At 56.3% G+C, this 17,949-nt stretch carries 12 protein-coding genes; 2 read left to right on the top strand and 10 right to left on the bottom strand.

Annotation, left to right across the window (positions count from 1 at the left end):
* Nucleotides 1–214 precede the first annotated feature (214 nt).
* Together KO088_RS04395 and KO088_RS04390 are read left to right on the top strand one after the other, a co-directional pair.
* Entirely contained in the window at nt 215–3,439 is a 3,225-nt protein-coding gene (locus KO088_RS04395; protein WP_215493736.1) for a SusC/RagA family TonB-linked outer membrane protein, read from the top strand.
* 15 nt (nt 3,440–3,454) lie between these two features.
* Nucleotides 3,455–5,071, top strand: coding sequence for a RagB/SusD family nutrient uptake outer membrane protein (locus tag KO088_RS04390; protein ID WP_215493735.1), 1,617 nt, complete (start codon nt 3,455–3,457; stop codon nt 5,069–5,071).
* Nucleotides 5,072–5,160: 89 nt separating this feature from the next.
* Here the strand turns inward: KO088_RS04390 and KO088_RS04385 are convergent, their stop codons facing one another.
* The 10 genes from KO088_RS04385 to KO088_RS04340 all read right to left on the bottom strand — a co-directional run bounded on the left by KO088_RS04385 (nt 5,161) and on the right by KO088_RS04340 (nt 17,949).
* Nucleotides 5,161–6,456 carry a TPM domain-containing protein gene (locus KO088_RS04385; RefSeq protein WP_215493734.1) on the bottom strand — a complete coding sequence of 432 codons (1,296 nt, stop codon included), beginning with the start codon at nt 6,454–6,456 and terminating at the stop codon, nt 5,161–5,163.
* Nucleotides 6,457–6,473: 17 nt separating this feature from the next.
* Nucleotides 6,474–7,070 carry a LemA family protein gene (locus KO088_RS04380; protein ID WP_215493733.1) on the bottom strand — a complete coding sequence of 199 codons (597 nt, stop codon included), beginning with the start codon at nt 7,068–7,070 and terminating at the stop codon, nt 6,474–6,476.
* Nucleotides 7,071–7,879: 809 nt separating this feature from the next.
* Nucleotides 7,880–9,547: a DNA repair protein RecN gene (gene recN, locus KO088_RS04375; RefSeq protein ID WP_215493732.1), complete on the bottom strand. Its 1,668-nt coding sequence runs from the start codon at nt 9,545–9,547 to the stop codon at nt 7,880–7,882.
* 18 nt (nt 9,548–9,565) lie between these two features.
* Nucleotides 9,566–10,462 carry a type IX secretion system protein PorD gene (gene porD / locus KO088_RS04370; RefSeq protein WP_215493731.1) on the bottom strand — a complete coding sequence of 299 codons (897 nt, stop codon included), beginning with the start codon at nt 10,460–10,462 and terminating at the stop codon, nt 9,566–9,568.
* A 37-nt stretch (nt 10,463–10,499) separates the two neighbouring features.
* Nucleotides 10,500–11,708: a bifunctional phosphopantothenoylcysteine decarboxylase/phosphopantothenate--cysteine ligase CoaBC gene (gene coaBC, locus KO088_RS04365; RefSeq protein ID WP_215493730.1), complete on the bottom strand. Its 1,209-nt coding sequence runs from the start codon at nt 11,706–11,708 to the stop codon at nt 10,500–10,502.
* Nucleotides 11,708–12,478 carry a 3'-5' exonuclease gene (locus KO088_RS04360; RefSeq protein ID WP_215493729.1) on the bottom strand — a complete coding sequence of 257 codons (771 nt, stop codon included), beginning with the start codon at nt 12,476–12,478 and terminating at the stop codon, nt 11,708–11,710. Before KO088_RS04360 ends, coaBC begins: the two co-directional genes overlap by 1 nt.
* A gap of 30 nt (nt 12,479–12,508) precedes the next feature.
* A complete protein-coding gene (gene dnaN / locus KO088_RS04355; protein WP_009432475.1) occupies nt 12,509–13,648 on the bottom strand; it encodes a DNA polymerase III subunit beta in 1,140 nt (379 codons plus the stop codon).
* Between the two features lie 603 nt (nt 13,649–14,251).
* On the bottom strand, nt 14,252–15,565 hold the full coding sequence (locus tag KO088_RS04350; RefSeq protein WP_215493728.1) for a Sel1-like repeat-containing protein kinase family protein: 1,314 nt from the start codon (nt 15,563–15,565) through the stop codon (nt 14,252–14,254).
* 117 nt (nt 15,566–15,682) lie between these two features.
* Complete coding sequence (locus KO088_RS04345) at nt 15,683–16,507, bottom strand: hypothetical protein (RefSeq protein WP_215493727.1); 825 nt, start codon at nt 16,505–16,507, stop codon at nt 15,683–15,685.
* Entirely contained in the window at nt 16,504–17,949 is a 1,446-nt protein-coding gene (locus tag KO088_RS04340) for a DUF4433 domain-containing protein (protein ID WP_215493726.1), read from the bottom strand. The genes KO088_RS04345 and KO088_RS04340 overlap by 4 nt, the downstream gene beginning before the upstream one ends.

Here is a 17,949-nt window from a genome sequence, read left to right as displayed (position 1 = left end):
CAAGAGAGTAGGCACTCCGAGTAGACCTGCACAGCCGTACCATCCTCCCTCAGACCCTCCCTTCCCGCTGCGAACACCAACCTACACGAGTAGGGGAGAGCCTTTAGCACACACCTTGATGTGTATCTCATCACCCTCCAGCAGGGGTCGGATGAGGTCCACTCTACCCGTCGTCAGATCCTATCCGTTTCACCTTAGTTACCCAAAGACGCAAATGAAGAAGAGTTTACTCTTACTCCTATTCCTAACTCTTTCGATAGGAGTAGCATGGGCTCAAAAGAAGCAGATCACCGTCAAGGGGATCGTCCTCTCTGTGGAGGACAAAGAGCCCATCGTCCCGGCCTCAGTCCAGTCTGTAGACTATCCCAACATCGGTACGCTGACCGACCCGAAGGGACGCTTCACCCTTCACCTCCCCGAGGGAGCTCGCACGCTACGTGTGTCGAGCGTCGGCTACGCCAGTAAGGTCGTCGCCATCACGGGCAAAGAACTTCGCATCCTCCTGGACAACGATGAGCAGTCCATCGACAAGGTCGTCATCGTAGCCTATGGTACGCAGAAGAAGCAGAGCCTCGTCGGGGCACAAGCCTCGATCAGTGGCAAGCAGCTTGCAGCCCGACCTATCTCTAATGCCTCGAACGCACTTGCCGGTGCTGCTGCAGGGGTACAGGTCACGACCTCATCGGGTCAGCCTGGCTCCGAAGCAGATATCCGTATCCGTGGCTTCGGATCGGTCAATGCCTCCTCGGCTCCTCTGTACGTCGTCGATGGCGCTGTCTATACGGGGCGTATCTCTGATATCGCTCAGCAGGATATCGCTGATATCTCTGTGCTGAAGGACGCTGCCGCCACCGCCCTCTACGGCTCCAGCGCAGGTAATGGGGTCATCCTCATCACCACGAAGCGGAATGCTGGGCAGGCTGGTCAGCCTCACTTTACCTTCTCTACGAGCCAAGGCTTCTCCGTCCGTGGGCTCCCTGAGTACGATAAGATCGGTACCATGGATCACTACAAGGTGCGCTGGCAGCAGTGGTACAATACGCTCCGCTATGACGAGCGCAATAAGAATAAGACTGATGAAGAGCTCGGTACGATCGCAGCCCTCCAGACTTATCAAGCGCTCAAGTACAATCCCTATAGTGGTATCGACTCCTACTATCGTAAGGACGCCAATGGGGTCTATCAGCTCTCTAAGGGTGGCCCTGCTAAGGGGGCTTATCCTGGTATCCTCCTTCCTACCGGTGAGCTGAACCCCGAGATCAATGGCCTCCTCTATGGCGATGACCTCGACTGGTACAATGCCTTCTACCGCACGGGCCATCGTGGTGAGTACACGCTCAGCGGAGGTCTCCGTACCGATAAGCTCCAGTCGTACCTCTCGCTGAACTACCTCAACGAGCGTGGATTCATGATCGAGTCAGGCTACAAGCGCTACAACCTCCGTGCTAACCTCTCGTATGATATCCGCCCCTGGCTGACGCTCGGTACGAACATTGGGCTGACGCACACACGCTCCGAAGGTCCTCGCTCGCTCGGTGGTACTTCTGCTAATGGTGCACACTTTTCTCAGACGGTCGCTCCTATCTATCCTATCCATGTCCATGACCCGCTGACGGGAGCATACGTCCTCGATGACCGCGGGAATAGGATCTATGACCACAGCGTCACCCGCCCCTATCGTAAGAACTACAATACGATCGAGCTGGCTTACCTCGACCACAATGAGTCGCTGCGCGATGCCTTGATGGGTCGTGCACATCTCGATATTAAGCCTATTGATGGGCTTAAGCTCTCGCTTCAGGTAGCCTACGACCAAACGAATAGCCGCTCTAAGCTCCGCTACAACAACAAGACGGGGGATAATCCTCAGGGCTTGCTGGAAATGAGTGTAGGTCGTGGTACGACACTGACCTTCACACAGCTCGCTAACTACACGAAGAAGCTGGGTAAGGATCATGAGTTCGAAGGGCTCATCGCCCATGAGAGCTATGATCTCGAGAACTTCGGTATGTCGGGATCGAAGGAGTTCTTGAAGTTCATCGTCATCGATGAGCTCTCCAACTATACCAAAGTACGCTCGGTCAACTCCAGCACCGATGTCTATCGCAAGGAAAGTTACTTCGGTCGCTTCAACTACAACTACAGCGACCGCTACAACCTCTCGCTGGCCTACCGCCGAGATGCCTCTAGCCGCTTTCACAAGAACAGCCGTTGGGGGAACTTCTGGGCTGTCGGTGCTGGGTGGAATATCAACTCCGAGAAGTTCATGAAGAACGTCTCTTGGGTCAACCGACTCAAGCTCCGTGGCTCCTATGGGCAGACGGGGAATGACGGTCTATCTGGCTACTATCCCTATCAGACGACCTACAGCTCCAGCAATAACCTCGATGAACCTGGTCTGCGTGTAGCACATGTCGGGAATACCGACCTGACGTGGGAAACCCAGATTACCTCTGACGTAGCTCTTGAATTCGGCCTCTTTGACCGAATTGATGGTACGATCGAAGTCTTCAACAAGGAGTCGAAGGACCTGCTCTTCGAGTATGAGCTCGCTACCTCGACGGGGGTCGGCAGCATCGACCGTAATATCGGTAAGATCCGCAACTATGGTCTCGAGCTCGAGCTCGGTGCTAAGATCCTGCGTATCGGCGACTTCTCTTGGAGCCTGCGTGCTAACGCTACGTGGCTGCGGAATAAGATCGTCAAGCTCCCTGATCTCAATCGTGAAGAAGGGATCATCGTCGGGACGAAGAAGTATATGGAGGGTCACAGCCTCTACGATTACTTCGTCTACGAATACCTCGGGGTAGACCCTGCTGATGGTAAGGCTATGTATCGCCTCGACCGGGAGAAGAACCCCGATGAACCCGGCCTCGAAGCTACGGGCGAGCGCGCTACCTACACGAAGAATGGGGAAAAGGCTCGCAAGCACTATGCGGGCTCATCTATCCCTGATGTCTATGGTGGCTTCTCCACGAACTTCCGCTACAAGGATATCGGCCTCAACTTCGTCTTTGCCTATCAGATCGGTGGTAAGTCTTACGATGGCCTCTATCAGAGCATGATGTCACGTGACCTCACTTCGGGGACAGCTATGCACCCTGATCTCTATCGTGCTTGGCGCAAGCCTGGGCAGGTCACTGACGTCCCTCGCCTCGATGCTGACCCACAGAACTTCTCGACGATGACCTCTGACCGCTGGCTCATCTCTTCGACTGCCCTTGCACTGAAGAGCATCTCGATGACCTACGACCTCCCCAAGCACTTTGCTAAGAAGCTCGGGGTCGATGGTGTTGGCCTCACCTTCGCAGCTGAGAACCTCTTTATCCTCTCCAAGCGCAGAGGGCTCAACCCCTTCAGCGGCTACACTGGTGTCCATGGTACTGTCGGCTATGCTGCCGCCCGCACCTTCACTACGACTCTCAATGTCACCTTCTAATCTTTGCCTACGATCATGAAGAGATTGCATAAATACCTTGCCATAGCTGCAGGCGTGACCTTGCTCACGCTCCCAGCTTGTAAGAAGGACTTCCTCGAAACTTCCCCTACCTCCTCACTGGGGGACAAGCAAGCTGAAGGGACCCAAGAAGGGCTCTTGGGGATCGTCAATGGGCTGCATAGTATGATGTACACCTATGGCTTTGGTCAGTCCTTCGGTGCTGGAGCATCTTCGCTCAACCTGCGCCTTGACCTGATGAGCGATGATGTCATCAATACGCAGCCAGCTTTCCTCAATGAGTACACCTATCTGGGGGCGCACAATGAGCGTGGGGATGGAGTCATCAACTATCTGGCTTGGGACTTCTACTATACCCTCATCCAGCACACGAATATCGCTATCCGAGGCTTCAAGAAAACCCTGACCGAAGAGGAGCGTAAGGATAAGAAGATCCGCTACTCCGCTGGGGAAGCCTACGCCTTCCGCGCCTATGCTTATCATCAGCTCGTCCAGCTCTATGCTAAGCGCTACAATGCCTCGACGGCAGCCAGTGATCCAGGGGTCGTCATGCGTACTGATGAAGCGACTAACGCTCAGCTCTACGAAAAGGCTCGCCGTGGTACGGTCGCCGAAGCCTATGAGCTCATCGAGTCGGACCTGAAGATGGCTATGGAGACGCTCAAGGATCTGGATCAAAATAATTCGCGCAACCACCTGCGCTACTCGACGGTCTGTGGTATAGCCGCTCGCGTGGCTCTCTGTAAGTCCGACTGGGCTGCAGCAGAGACCTATGCTAAGGAGGCTATCGCAAACGCTAACTCTAAGCTCCAGGTGGGTGAAGAGCTCCTCGATGGCTTCAACGACTACACCGCCAACGAGTGGATGTGGGGCTACCGCTATGCTGAGACACAGAACCAAGGCTACGGTACTTTCCTCGCCACGTACTCGACGAACTTCGATAACGGCTGGCAGGACCATTTCCGCTTCGCTGTGAATCGAAATATCTTCGACCAGCTGGGGACGAATGACGTGCGCCGCAAGTGGTGGTACTGCTATGACCTGGATCAGAATATCCCCGAGGATGTCGATGCCGGCTACCTCCCTCTGATCAGTGGGACACCAGGCTTCGAGATCACGGGACAGTGTATGAAGTACCGCGTGCAGAACCACGCTTCCAGTAAGGGGGATGTCCTCATCATGCGCCTTGGCGAGATGTACTACATCCAGGCTGAGGCTGAAGCTCGCCAGGGGAAGGATGCCGCTGCTCAGACGACGCTCTACACGGTAGTGAAGACGCGCGATGCTGACTTCGTACAGCCCACGGAGACGGGGGATGCCCTGATCGAGAAGATCTTCCTGCACAAGCGCCTGGATCTCCTCTTCGAGGGGGTACGCTTCTTCGATATGAAGCGCCTGGGTATCGTGCCCAATCGCCTTGCAGCGAAGAACTTCCAGATCATTAAGGACTTCGCTGGTCCTGGTGGTGGTGAGACGAAGTACCAGGAGGCTATCGCGAAGAACCAAAATGCATCCTTCGAGACAATGCCTAAGACGCCCGACGATAAGAACTGGCAGTTCAAGATCCCTTACTCAGAGATTAAGGTCAATCCTCTCTGTCAGCAGAATCCTTAGGGCTCTCCGCACTGACTAAACGAATTAGCCCCTACGACTCACTGCGAGTCGTAGGGGCTAATTCGTATCTAAGGGGTATGGAGCTGAGGCTACCAGCCACCGGTGGCACCACCACCACCTGAGGAGCCTCCACCGAAGCTGCCTCCGCCAAATCCGCCGCCGAAGCCTCCGCCACCCCAGCCGCCTCGATTGCGACCTGAGTTGAGTAGAGCGCCGAGGAGCATGCCTCTCAGGAGCTCGTCATTATCCGACTGACGGCGGTGGTCGCTATGCGAATCGTGCCCACAGTTGCGACAGCGGTAGTGTCGGCGCTCATAGCGCCCTCCATCGATAAGCTCTGTTCGCTCGAGGGCTACCGTACGGGCTCCACAGTGCTCGCAGCGTGTCCATGCGTCACTGATGTCACGCCCAGCGGTCTCCGCATAGTGACAGTGGCTACACTGATAGACCGAGTAGAGGCGTGAGCCGATCTCCATCTCCTTCTGCTCGGCAGGCGTCAGATAGCGCCAGCCCTCAGCCGAAGCAAGGGGTGCCATCTTATCCTGTCTACACTGCGGGCAGGAGCTGGCGAGGTGTCGTATTTCGTTCAGTACCCGACGTGCATAGAAGTGATAGAGTAGCCCTACGGGCAGACAGATGATGTAGAGTAGGATGGGGTGGGTCTTAGCTCGGGCTTCGATCAGAGGAAGGCGCTCTCTAGCTAAGCGCGGTGTGCAGCTACGGAGCTTCTCCTCATAGAGGCTGGAGAAGGCACTATATCCAGCAGAGAATACCAAGACGCCATAGAGGAGCCACAGCATGAAGGTGAAGGACTCCCCTTCGCCACGTGCCGTCCTGCGGTCGGAGGTGTACTCCTCTCCTTGGAGTACCTTACCTACGGCTACTACACCATTATATATAGCTCCGTCGTAGTCCCCTTCGCGCATCAGCGGGATGATGTACTGTCGCTGGATACGGCTGGCACGGACGTCGGTCAATATCCCCTCCATCCCATAGCCCGTCTCGAAGCGGACCTTACGCTGGTCCATGACGACCAGCAGTAGGAGCCCGTCATTGCGGGTCTTCGAGCCCAAGCCCCATAGCCTAAAGAGGTCCGTGGAGAAGCTCTCGATATCTCGCTCCCCGATACTCGGAAGTATGACCGTGGCGAACTCTACACCCGTCGTGCGACGGATCTCGTAGAGTGCTGCATCGATGCGCTCTCGCCCCTCAGCAGTGATGTAGCCCTCGGGGTCGGAGAGCAGACGGGTGCTGTCGGTCGTGAAGACATTCGGTACGAGCTCGGGCGTATAGACCTTCCCCTCGGCCCAAAGACCGAGTGGGAAGAGGCTAATGAGAGCGAGCAGGAGGAGATGTCGGAGCGCTCTATCCATCCTGTAGCGCATAGTCGTTTAGTGGGGAATTACTTCTCCGTAGAGAAGTCGACGGTGGGTGCTACTTCGCTACCAGCCTGAGCCGTGAAGTAGGGGCGCTCAGGGAAGCCTGCGAGCCCAGCGACGATGACCGTGGGGAACTTGTTGCGGTGCGTGTTGTACTCCTGAGCAGCGTCATTGAAGTCGCGGCGAGCCGTAGCGATACGGTTTTCCGTCCCTTCGAGCTGTGAGGAGAGGTCACGGAACTGCTCGTTAGCCTTCAGATCGGGGTACTTCTCTACGACGACCATCAGACGAGAGAGGGCAGAGGAGAGAGCATCCTGATTCTGCTGGAAGCGCTTCAGTGCAGCTTCGTCCATATCGTTGGCATTGATCGTCGTCGAGGTAGCCTTGCTGCGGGCATTGATGACGCCTTCGAGGGTCTCACGTTCGTGAGAAGTATAGCCCTTGACGACATTCACCAGATTGGGGATGAGGTCGCTACGACGCTGGTACTGGTTCTCTACCTGGCTCCACTTGTTCTTGACATTCTGGTCAATAGTGACGAGGCCGTTGTACTTAGAGATCCCCCAGATGGCAAGGAGGACGATGACAGCTACTGCGATAGCCCACTTAGGGAATTTCATTGTTTGCTTACTGTTTTAGGCCGTCTCAAGGGAGTGTATCCCGACAAGACGACGGAGGTTAGTGAATACTTACTTCTTGATGTACGATGTACAAAGACTGTGCCAAGGTACACAAATTGTCGGACTTACTTGCGTTGCAGCCCTTTCTCTACTGGAGTCAGATAGAGGGCTATGGGCATGGTAGGTATAGCCTTCTATGGAGGGTAATGGCTCCCAGCTATAGTCTGCTCCTTCGCATGTCATAGGTGGGGGCGTATGAACCTATATTGGTCAGCGGGCGAACTTATGTAGGTCATCGTCGTGACCAATATAGGTCGTCATGCCAACCTATATAGGTTCGCCCGCTGACCTCTATTAGTTTGTTGCTCGGTGTAGGGATAAAAGTTGCGGACGAGTGGCAGATAAGTTTGGGCTATGTACGTGGCTCTAATATCTACGTACGTGGATATTTGGATTGACGTGCCTGGTCTTTAAGACTACGTACATAGATAGAAGAAAACCACTACATGAAGGCGCTTTTTTCTTCACGAGAAGGACACTTTTTCCTCCACAGGATAAGAGGAATACTCGCGATAAGGAGAAGGGCTTGCTCGGTCACTTCGGAGAAGGCATATCGGGTAGCTGGGCGTGAGATACCTTAGCACACTAAGTAGGGGACAGGACTCTCGGTCACAGCCTCAATATAGGTCGATATCCCTACCTTACTTCACTTCTGTATGCGGTATAGAGATACGCCTCTCGCTGCAGACCTGCGAGAGTCTTGCAGCGGGAGGCGTATGAAGTGAAGGGGAGGGTATCGGGGAGGGAGCTTAGCTCTGCGCAGTCTCTAAGAGTGCCTTAGCTGCGGCACGGGTGACATCGGTGAGCTTGCTGCCGCTCTGCATACGGGCGATCTCGTCGATGCGCTCCTCTGCAGTGAGGTGACGGATGTAGCTGCGGGTGCTTGCCTCGCCGTGCTCCTTGTAGATGTAGAAGTGGTCTTCGCCCGCTGCGGCTATCTGAGGAAGGTGCGTCACCGCGAGGACCTGCATGCTCTCGCCCATGCGGCGAAGGATCGTGGCGATGCGTTCGGCAGTCTCGCCCGAGACGCCCGTATCGATCTCATCGAAGATGATCGTGGGGAGGCTACGGCGGTCAGCGATGAGTGCCTTGATAGCGAGCATGAGGCGGGAGATTTCCCCACCCGAAGCGATCTCTGCTACGGGCTCGGGCTCGATCTCCTTATTTGCGGAGAAGAGGAAGGTGACGTGATCCAGCCCGTGAAGGGTGGGAGCATCTAAGATATCCTGACGGATGACGAAGCGTACATGAGGCATGCCCAGCTCGTGGAGCGTGGTGATGAGGGCGCCTTCGATAGTGCGAGCGGCCTTGGTGCGGGTCTTGCTGAGGGCTTTCCCAAGGCGGAGAACCTCGGCTTCGCGCTTCTTGAGGGCTTCGGAGAAGGCGGTGAGGTGCTCGTCGGAGGAGTTGATTTGCTCAAGACGGCTGGAGAGGTCATCACGCAGGGCGATCAGTTCGTCGCAGCTCGCGAGGCTGTGCTTGTGCAGGAGCCCACGGATGAGGTCCAGGCGAGCCTCGACCTTAGCCAGACGCTTCGGACTGAAGGTCACTTCCTCCGCCTCGTCGCTCATCGAGCTCGCCAGGTCCTGGAGCTCGATACGTGCGCTCTCCAGACGCTCGCACCACTCCGCGGCGGGCGTGTGGTAGCGGCGGATGCTCTCGACGGAGCGTAGGGCATGATAGAGGGCGGGTAGGGCGCCGTGCTCGTCATCCTCGAGGGCAGAGGCGGCGCTACTGAGCTCCTCACGGATCTCTTGGGCATGGGAGAGTTGACGCTCTTCCTCTTCGAGCGATTCGAGTTCGCCCGACTCCACTTCTGCTTCCTCCAGCTGGTCGTATTGGAACTGTAGGTAGTCCTGCTCGCGTCTCAGCTCTTCGGCCTCCTGACATGCCTCTTCGTAGGCACGCTGCTCACTGCGGAAGGAGCGGAAGGCTGCCTGATATTCGCTGAGTAAGGGTAGCTCTCCGCTGTACAGATCGAGGACGGAGAGCTGGAAGCCTGCGTCGCCGAGGAGGAGGTTCTTGTGCTGCGAATGGATGTCTATGAGGTATTCGCTCAGACGCTTCAGAAGCTGGAGCGAGGCGGGGGTGTCGTTGACGAAGGCGCGGCTCTTGCCCTTGGCCGTGATCTCACGGCGCACGATGCACTCTTCCTCGTCACTATCGATGTCTTCCTCTTCGAGCATGGCCCCTACGGCTGCGTCAAGGTGGGTGAAGCGGGCTTCGATGACGCAGCGCTCAGCCCCAGGACGGATCGTGGAGCTATCGGCACGCTGCCCCATCAGGAGGGCGATCGCACCGAGGAGGATACTCTTACCAGCACCCGTCTCCCCCGTGATGACGGAGAAGTGCGGGGTGAACTGGATGGTGAGCTCATCGATGAGCACGAAGTTCCGAATGCTGAGACTCTGAAGCATAACTGAGAGAAGCGGGGATTAGCGGAGGGCCTGTAGCTGGTCTCCCGCAGTGGGGAAGAGCTGGCGAAGGCGCTCAGAGAGAAGAAGGCGCTCGCTCTGGGGGGCGGAGCGGAAGAGCTGGATAAGCTCGGGGAGCTTGGTCTGCTCGAGGTCGGAGAGTGCGACCGAGCGGGAGCGGATCTTGCGGAGCTCCACAAGCTCCTTGGTGACCTCGAGAAGGACCTCACGGGCCTCCTCAGGGCTGGAGGAGAGGCGGTCTAAGCCCTCGCGGTGGTAGCGGTACCAGCACTGGCGGTAGCGCTCATCTTCCTGCGAGGTCAGGTACTCCAAGCGTCGTGCACGTGACAGACCACGCTCGGTACTGCTCCAGCCCTTCCAGTCGGGGTGACTCATAGCTGAGGCCACGAGGGCGCTCAGACGAGGCTGGAGGCGACTGCCTCCGAGGGGAGAGAAGCTATCGAGGTCGCTCGCGATGACGTACAGCGCATAGAAGGAGCAGAGCGCCACCAGCGGGTGCTCGGGCTCCATCTCCTGATAGGTGAGTGGGTCGCCTGGTAGGTAGGTGAAGGTGATGCTTGGATCGCGCAGGAGGAGTGTCGGGCTCATATAGTCCGTGCCGTAGATGGGGCGACGGGCGGAGATGACCAGCTCGCCCTTGTATTCACCAGCTTCGCTGCGCTCGTGCAGGGTGAAGATGAAGGAGACTTCGATACGCTCGCCCTCCTTGTAGGCAAGGTCCGTCCAGCGTGTGCGACCGAGGAGGTCGGTGAGCTGGCGACGCAGACCCTCGTAGTGTATCTGCCCCTCACTCCCCAGCGCCTCTGTCCGTAGCTCTACCGTCGCCCGCAGCTCCTGCGCTCGTAGTGGCAGAAGCCCCAGCGTGAGGACGAGTAGGACGAGGTGGAGTAGACGCATCAGGCTTGACTTGATGGGCAGATGAAGGAAGGGAGAACTATTCGCCGAGGCGCTTGATGATGAAGCTCGCGATGTCGTGCGCTACAGCATCCTTGCTCTTCAGCTCATAGGCTTCGATGGAGCCCTCACGGTCGAAGATCGTGACCTTATTCGTCTCATGGGCGAAGCCAGCACCAGCATCTTGCAGGCTGTTCAGCACGATAGCATCGAAGTGCTTGGCGTGCATCTTACGCTTGGCCTCCTCGACACCGGCATTGCTCTCGAGGGCGAAGCCGACGAAGAACTGCTCGGGGCGCTTGCGGGCGCCGAGTGTAGCGGCGATGTCGGGATTGCGGACGAGCTCAAGCTCCATCTCCGCCTGTCCCTCACGCTTGATCTTCTCGGTATAGTGATAGCGTGGGCGGTAGTCGGCGACGGCAGCCGAGAAGATGGCGATGTCAGCCTCCTCGATGACCTCCTCCGTAGCCTGTAGCATCTCTTCGGCTGTCGTCACATGGGTAGTGCGGACAGCTTCGGAGGGCTTGAGTGACGAAGGGCCGAGGATGAGGTCCACCTCTGCTCCACGGCGTGCGAACTCCTCCGCCAGGGCGATGCCCATACGGCCCGTAGAGTGATTGCCGATGAAGCGCACGGGATCGATAGGCTCGTGCGTCGGCCCAGCCGTGATGACTACGCGACGCCCCTCATAGTCGAGAGTAGAGGAGAAGAAGTCTTCAAGCGCAGCGACGATACCTTCGGGCTCTTCCATGCGCCCCTTACCGATCAAGTGGCTGGCAAGCTCGCCTGACTGAGGCTCGATGATGAAGTTGCCACGCTGGCTCAGTAGGTCAAGGTTGTCCGTCGTCGAGGGGTGGGCGAACATATCCAGGTCCATTGCTGGGGCAACGAAGACGGGTGCCTTCATCGAGAGGTAGGTCGTCAGGAGCATGTTGTCCGCTACGCCGTGCGCCATCTTCCCGATGGTGGCGGCGGTAGCGGGTGCGATGACCATAGCATCTGCCCACAGACCGATGTCGACGTGGCTATTCCACGTGCCGTCACGTCCGCTGAAGAACTCGCTGATGACGGGGCGTGAGCTCAGTGCCGAGAGCGTGATGGGCGTGATGAACTCCTTCCCCGCAGGGGTGATGACGATCTGTACCTCCGCCCCCTTGCGCACGAGAAGACGCGTCAAGACGGCGGCCTTGTATGCCGCGATACTCCCCGAGATACCGAGGACGATGTGCTTACCGCTGAGGATGCCCATTATAGCTTACGTGTCTCTTGGTAGAGGCGGGAGAACCAGCGCTTCGTCTCGAGCGGGAACTGTGCGCCCATAACCCAGTTGTAGTACCCAGAGTCCTTGCGGAAGACCTCCGTGACGGGGACACCCTTGTACTTACCGAAGTTGATGACGATCTCGTCCTTGTCGTTGTACGCCAGGCTCCCAGCGAAGTCCACACGACGCCCGTGGGTAGAGAATTCTGCCAGCGCGGGGATATCGTTTTTGAGGTCATCGGGATAGCGGTCGAGCTGGGCTTCGAGGACTTCGAAGGTGGCCAGCGTGTCCGCCTCAGCCGAGTGGGCATTCTCCAGCGTCTTGTCGCAGTAGAACTTGTAGGCAGCCTCGAGCGTGCGACGCTCCATCTTGTGGAAGATCGTCTGCACGTCGACGAAGTGGCGGTCATCGAAGTCCACAGCGACGCCCGCACGGAGGAATTCCTCGACGAGCATCGGTACGTCAAAGCGGTTGGAGTTGAAGCCCGCGATATCACAGCCCTCCAGCCAAGCGTAGAGGCTGCGTGCTACCTGTGCGAAGGTGGGGCAGTCAGCGACATCGGCATCCGTGATGCCATGCACGGCAGATGCCTCTGCGGGGATGGGCATCTCGGGATTGATGCGTCGGGTCTTGGTCTCGCGCTCGCCGTCGGGGCTGATCTTCAGGATCGAGATCTCGACGATGCGGTCACGAGTGATCTGTACGCCCGTCGTCTCCAGGTCAAAGAAGACGATCGGGCGCTGTAGATTAAGCTTCATGTATGCAATAGGTGTAGTGCTCCTCGGCTACTATTCGCCTAAGAGCTTCATGGGGATGATTAGGGCGGTGATGTCGATACCTTCGTCGCTGGTGAGCGGGGTGATGACACCGGCACGCGTCTGGTCGTTGAGGCTGAACTGGATCTGCTCGCTCGCTACGTTCTGCAGGAGGCGCTGCAGGTAGCTGAAGTCAAAGCCGATGCGCAGGCGCGTACCAGCCTGCTGACCAGAGCAGGAGATCGTCTCCTCAGCTGCGATCGAGAGGTCAAGGTCCTGACCAGTGATGCGGATCGAGTCATCGGCGAAGTCGAGGATCACGAGGCTGCTGGCACGGTTCGAGAAGAGCGAGACGCGCTTCGAAGCGAAGAAGAGCTGATCCTTGTCGACGATGATATTGTGTACCGAGCTGGTGGGGATGACGGAGTTGTAGTTGGGGAACTTCCCTTCGAGGAGACGTGCCGTGAGCGAGCCGCTGGGCATAGAGAAGCTGGCATTGCGCCCGTCGAAGCTGATGGTCACCTCGCCTGCTTCCTTCGCGAGGATCCCGCGGGTCAGGAGCTGTGCGATACGAGCGGGGAGGCAGAAGGATGCCGTCTCACCGCACTTGATGTTGGAGTCGGTGTAGCGCACGAGGATACGGCCGTCGGAGGCTACCGTGATGAGCTTCTCAGGGAAGAAGTCGAGATAGACCCCCGTCATGATGGGGCGCGTGTCGTCATCGCTGGCAGCGTAGAGGGTGCGCTCGAGGCCCTTCAGTAGGCTCTGAGCGGGCATGACGATGGTGCGAGCTTCGTCAAGCTCGATACCCTGAGGATAGATGTCCGCAGAGGTAGAGAGGAAGCTGTAGTGCCCGTTGCTATAGGTGATGGTAGCCTTCCCGCCTTCGCTATCGACGTCGATCTCGATAGGCTGGTCGGAGAGCTCCTTGATAGCGTCGAGGATGATGTTGCTTCGTACGGCGAAGGAGCCATCTTCCCCGAGGTTGTTGACTTCGAGAGCGCAGGTCAGGCGGTTGCTCTGGTCTGCGGCGGTGAGGGTAAGTATGTTGCCCTGAAGCTCGAAGAGGATGTTTTCGAGTACGGGGACTGCTGCTACACTTTTCTGATTGATGACCTTGGCTACAGCCTGGAGCTGCAGGAGTAGGTCGTTGCTGGTGACAGTAAATTTCATGCTGTGCGAATGTAATTTTTGTAGTATACAAATATACGGAATTCCCGCTGGATCAGCGCTATGCTACGGGAGGAGCGCCGTCTGCTATGCCCCCTCCTTGAGCCTCCGTGCGAAGGAGCTTCCTTCTACTGCCTTATGATACCACTGCCGCACCATAGCGATGCATCAAGTTTTCGCCCTATTTGTACTCAGCAATGCGCCAAAGAAAAGTCGTCCGAGTAGCTCCTATTCTTTCATTCTCAAGGGAATGTTTCCCCGAAGCTCTACGGCTATTCTTTGGTCTACGTGCCTGGTCTTTAAATCTACGTGCGTAGATCTTATGATCCTCCTGCGTGGTCTTTATGACTACGTACGTAGACGAAGGTTTTTCACTACGGCTTCACTGCTTTCCCTGAGCTGAAATGCGGGTTTCTTCGAGGTGAGTTGGAGCTTTTCTTCAAGAGAAATGATGCGCCAAGTGGTATGGCGAAGTACCTGTAAACGAACGCTCCCCAATAGCGTCCTTATCGAAGGATCCGCTATTGGGGAGTCGTATATGCATGGAGCTATACTCGGAGATGGAGATAGTATCTTGCTTCGTAGTACACCCTTGGATGGAGCAAATTAAGGGTGATTTTCTCCCAGTTTTTGAAGCCTTATTGCAGCCGCGTTCCTTCCTCCTTCAGCCGCTTTTCGGTACCATTCCACGGCTTTGGACGTATCCTTCGTTAGCCCTCCCATGCCGTATTCATAGCTGGCACCGAGGTTGTACATCGCTTCTGCATCTCCCGCCTCTGCAGCTTTTTGATACCATTCCACGGCTTTCACTTTATCCCAGGTTAGCCCCGCTAGGCCGTAGTCATAGAGGTATCCGAGGCTGCGCATCGCTGTTGCATTTCCCGCCTCAGCAGCTTTTTGATACCATTCCACGGCTTTGCTTTCATCCTTCGTTAGTCCTCCTTCGCCGTCGCGATAGCAGCGGCCGAGGGCGCACATCGCGTCTGCATCTCCCGCCTCCGCAGCTTTTTGATACCATTCCACGGCTTTAGCTTCATCCCTCGTTATCCACCCGAAGTTATAGCAGACTCCGAGTTTATACATCCCTTTCGGGTCTCCCATCTCTGCTGCCCTACGATACATCAAGATAGGAGCGAGGAGCTGAAAGTTGCGCGCTTCAAGATAATAGGTTGTGTTATGAAGAGATTTTAGATAGGTGTGATAGGAGTCGATGAAGTCTAAGCTCAGTACCAAGTGGTTGAGCTCTTTGAATACAGGGCTTGTGTAGGGATTTAGCTGATCTTGCTCTGAGAGAAGTAGGTACTCACTGGATGAATAGCGTACATAGAGTGTCTCGTCAAGTGCAATAGCACGTAGCGAGAGCAGGATGAGCGATAGGCTATAGTCATCTATATGTTCGTCGAAGGGCAGGGTGCTTCGTAGGGGATGTCGGTAGTGAGGGCTACCTTGCTCCAAGGGCTTTCGTCCGGATAGAGCTGGGACGTACATCCCATCGTAGTCAAGCAGGACGAGTGATCCGTCCCTGCGTACACAGATGTTGTCGGGCTTCAGGTCTCCGTGTGCGAAGGGCTGTGTGACCAGCCAGCGAGCCAGTAGTGAGAAGCGGTAGGCTAAAAGATCCTTCTCGTAGATCTTATTGATAATCGTCTTGAGGTATTGATCCAAAGGAATGCCATCGACCCAGTCCATGAGGAGCACGGGGTACTCCTCGCCTTCAGTATTTGGTACATCTACGAAGAGCTCGCTCTCGAGGTATCTGAACTTCACGAGGTAGGTCGACTGGACGTACTGGAGCTCCTCTGCAATCATCTGATAGCGCTCACTTCGCTCCTCCTGGTCACGGAGGAAGCACTTGAGGGCGTGGTACTCACCCGTAGGGGCCTGCATCTTGAAGACTACGGCGAAGTTGCCACTGCTCATGATGGGATGCCCTTGGTCGTCATAGACCAAGCGCAGATCTTTTAGCTCGCTGAGGCTGTCTTCGGCATCGCGCAGCGCCTCGATGTAATCACTTATAGAGGGATAGTTCATAGTGGGTTAGCATTTAGACCAGACGATAGAGTAGTCATCGGGGGCGAGTAGCCCCTGTCGCAGTAAGCTATCGATGTGCCGAGCGAAGTGTCGTGGAGTCGTGGCACAGGAGAGTAGGGGGCGCAGGACATCGCGCCACAGATGTATAGTGGGGAGCTCTAAGGCTCGACGCAGATAATTGGACTGTCGAAGACCCGTAGCCAATAATTGGGTGATCTCCTCCTGGTGTGTCTGGCGATCCGTCAATAGGTGCATCATCACGATGTATTGAGCCAGCGCATCACTTGTGACGAATACGCAATCACCAGGCTCGACTGCAAAGTAGCCCGAGCGGAAGCCCTCGGGGCGAAGCTCATCCTTGCAGTTGATGAGGTAGGGAGGGAGTGAAAAATCCCTTAGTGCTCCGAAGCTATGGCTGAGCGTGCCCCGGCGACGACTGTAATGGAAGGCTACACTATCTCCGTAGGCAACCCAGTAGTAGCTCCGTGGAGAGACCCGCCACAGGGCAGCCAAGGTGGAGAAGGAGCCTTCGTCGTAGAACTTATTTAGATAGAAGCTCCCACTCTGCTGTGCTTGTCGCTCACAGGCGTTATAGAACTCCTCCCAGATGCCACTAAGCCAGCCATCCAAGGCTTCTGCGTTAGCAAATCCCGCCTCAGTGGGCAGATGCTCGATGAGATACTGAGCCCATAGGTCAGCATATAGGCCTCCTCCTCCAGCGCCATCAGCGACGGCGAGTAGTCGGCCAGGGATCAGACGTGAGGTGTCTTCGCATAGTGGATTGGGCTCCCTCTTGGGGAGTGTGATCGCTCGTCCTTTCATTGTCTTCACAGGTTGTTGGAGATATTCGTCGGTGTGCCGATCTCGATAGTCTTGATGAGTGTGGCCATATCGGCATTGACTACGAGTCCTCGCTTACGCTTGGTACTGGAGGCATCTGTACCCATCAGGAGACTGATACTTTGGTTGTAGCGCTCTGGGAGTAGGCTACTCAGGGCATAGAGTCTCTGCGCAAGTGGCTCTATGCCTGTCTGCTCCTCGGGGAAGCTCGTCGTCTGGAGGGTCGTGGGGCTGATGTGTATGTTGAAGAATAGGGTATTGCCATCCAGCGTCTCGATGCTCTTTAGCTCACCTGCTATCTGGAGCATCTCTTCGTGAGAGACCGCATTGTACTCACCATCTGTGATATTGATGACTGTCGGGGGATAGCATACCTTCCTGCTGTGATCAGCGCACCACTGCTCCAGTAGCCCCTGCGCATAGCGCACGGCCTTATCTAAGCGAGTCTGCTTGCCTTGATGCTTTGCCTCCAGCCACTGAGTACGCTGTACTTCCTTGATCTCGACCCCACGTCGTGTGCGCTTCTCTTCTCGCGCAGTAATGGTCTTGTAGGGGCTCTGTCGTAGCTCCTCGGGAGTGACGAAGTCGCGTCCCGCGAGCTTACCCTGCCAGGCTGACTGAGCTTCGTCGCCATAGCCAATGACGGCAATGTCGAAGTAGCGTCTCACTTCGCTGCCCTTGATACATCTATTCACCAGCTCTTCGATAGAGCGATTGACTATGCGGGCGACAGCCTCACTTAGGGTGAGACTCTCCCCATAGAGCAGGGTGCTTCGATTCATTGATATGGATTGGTCCACGAGGAAGATGAAGGCGGTAGGGGTATCTCTCGTGACCTGTGCCGTGTAGGGACTGCGGTGGGTGAGCTTAGTCTGCTTGGGGAGCTGTATCCCGAAGTTGCGGATATTGAGGATATACTCCAGTGGGATGAAGCCCTTGACCAGCACCTCTGCTTGGTAGAACTTTTGCTCCTCCTCAGGTAGGTTAAAGTGGTTAGGTGCTCGTACGCTATCGAAGTGTATCTGCTTGAAGTCGGTGATATCACTTCCTACCTGCGCCCCATTCTTCGTGGCATTGCGATCTGCATAGCAAGTCTCGGACCAGTAGATGACCTCTGGTGAGATCTCTAATAGGACGGGATTGTCGATGCGCCCCTCCTTCATCGCGACATATTTCATCGGATGCTCACGACATAGGCTGAGGCGAACAAAGTGCTGCAAACCATCTCGCATATCCAAGGAGCGCGAGGAGTCGCTGCTACCAGGCTTGGGGATTGTGATGTGGCGTGCTTCGCAGTCTGCCCAGGAGTAGAGTCCTCCTGCTTCGATGATGCTATCGAGATTCGCTCGATCGGTAAAGTGGTAGAGTTTTTCTATACGCTCGCGTTGAATAATCTGTTTGTACTCCTCGCTGTCTTTCTTGTAGCTCGGCAT

The sequence above is a fragment of the Porphyromonas bobii genome, from assembly GCF_943169685.1.
GTDB lineage: Bacteria > Bacteroidota > Bacteroidia > Bacteroidales > Porphyromonadaceae > Porphyromonas > Porphyromonas pasteri.
This window is presented reverse-complemented; position numbering and strand designations above follow the sequence as displayed.

Excerpts from the sequence above, each read along its gene's own strand:
- KO088_RS04395 (WP_215493736.1), top strand. The coding sequence starts at position 215 with ATGAAGAAGAGTTTACTCTTACTCCTATTCCTAACTCTTTCGATAGGA.
- KO088_RS04340 (WP_215493726.1), bottom strand. The coding sequence starts at position 17,949 with ATGCCGAGCTACAAGAAAGACAGCGAGGAGTACAAACAGATTATTCAA.
- KO088_RS04385 (WP_215493734.1), bottom strand. The coding sequence starts at position 6,456 with ATGCGCTACAGGATGGATAGAGCGCTCCGACATCTCCTCCTGCTCGCT.
- coaBC (WP_215493730.1), bottom strand. The coding sequence starts at position 11,708 with ATGGGCATCCTCAGCGGTAAGCACATCGTCCTCGGTATCTCGGGGAGT.
- recN (WP_215493732.1), bottom strand. The coding sequence starts at position 9,547 with ATGCTTCAGAGTCTCAGCATTCGGAACTTCGTGCTCATCGATGAGCTC.
- KO088_RS04360 (WP_215493729.1), bottom strand. The coding sequence starts at position 12,478 with ATGAAGCTTAATCTACAGCGCCCGATCGTCTTCTTTGACCTGGAGACG.
- KO088_RS04350 (WP_215493728.1), bottom strand. The coding sequence starts at position 15,565 with ATGAGCAGTGGCAACTTCGCCGTAGTCTTCAAGATGCAGGCCCCTACG.
- KO088_RS04390 (WP_215493735.1), top strand. The coding sequence starts at position 3,455 with ATGAAGAGATTGCATAAATACCTTGCCATAGCTGCAGGCGTGACCTTG.
- KO088_RS04380 (WP_215493733.1), bottom strand. The coding sequence starts at position 7,070 with ATGAAATTCCCTAAGTGGGCTATCGCAGTAGCTGTCATCGTCCTCCTT.
- porD (WP_215493731.1), bottom strand. The coding sequence starts at position 10,462 with ATGCGTCTACTCCACCTCGTCCTACTCGTCCTCACGCTGGGGCTTCTG.
- dnaN (WP_009432475.1), bottom strand. The coding sequence starts at position 13,648 with ATGAAATTTACTGTCACCAGCAACGACCTACTCCTGCAGCTCCAGGCT.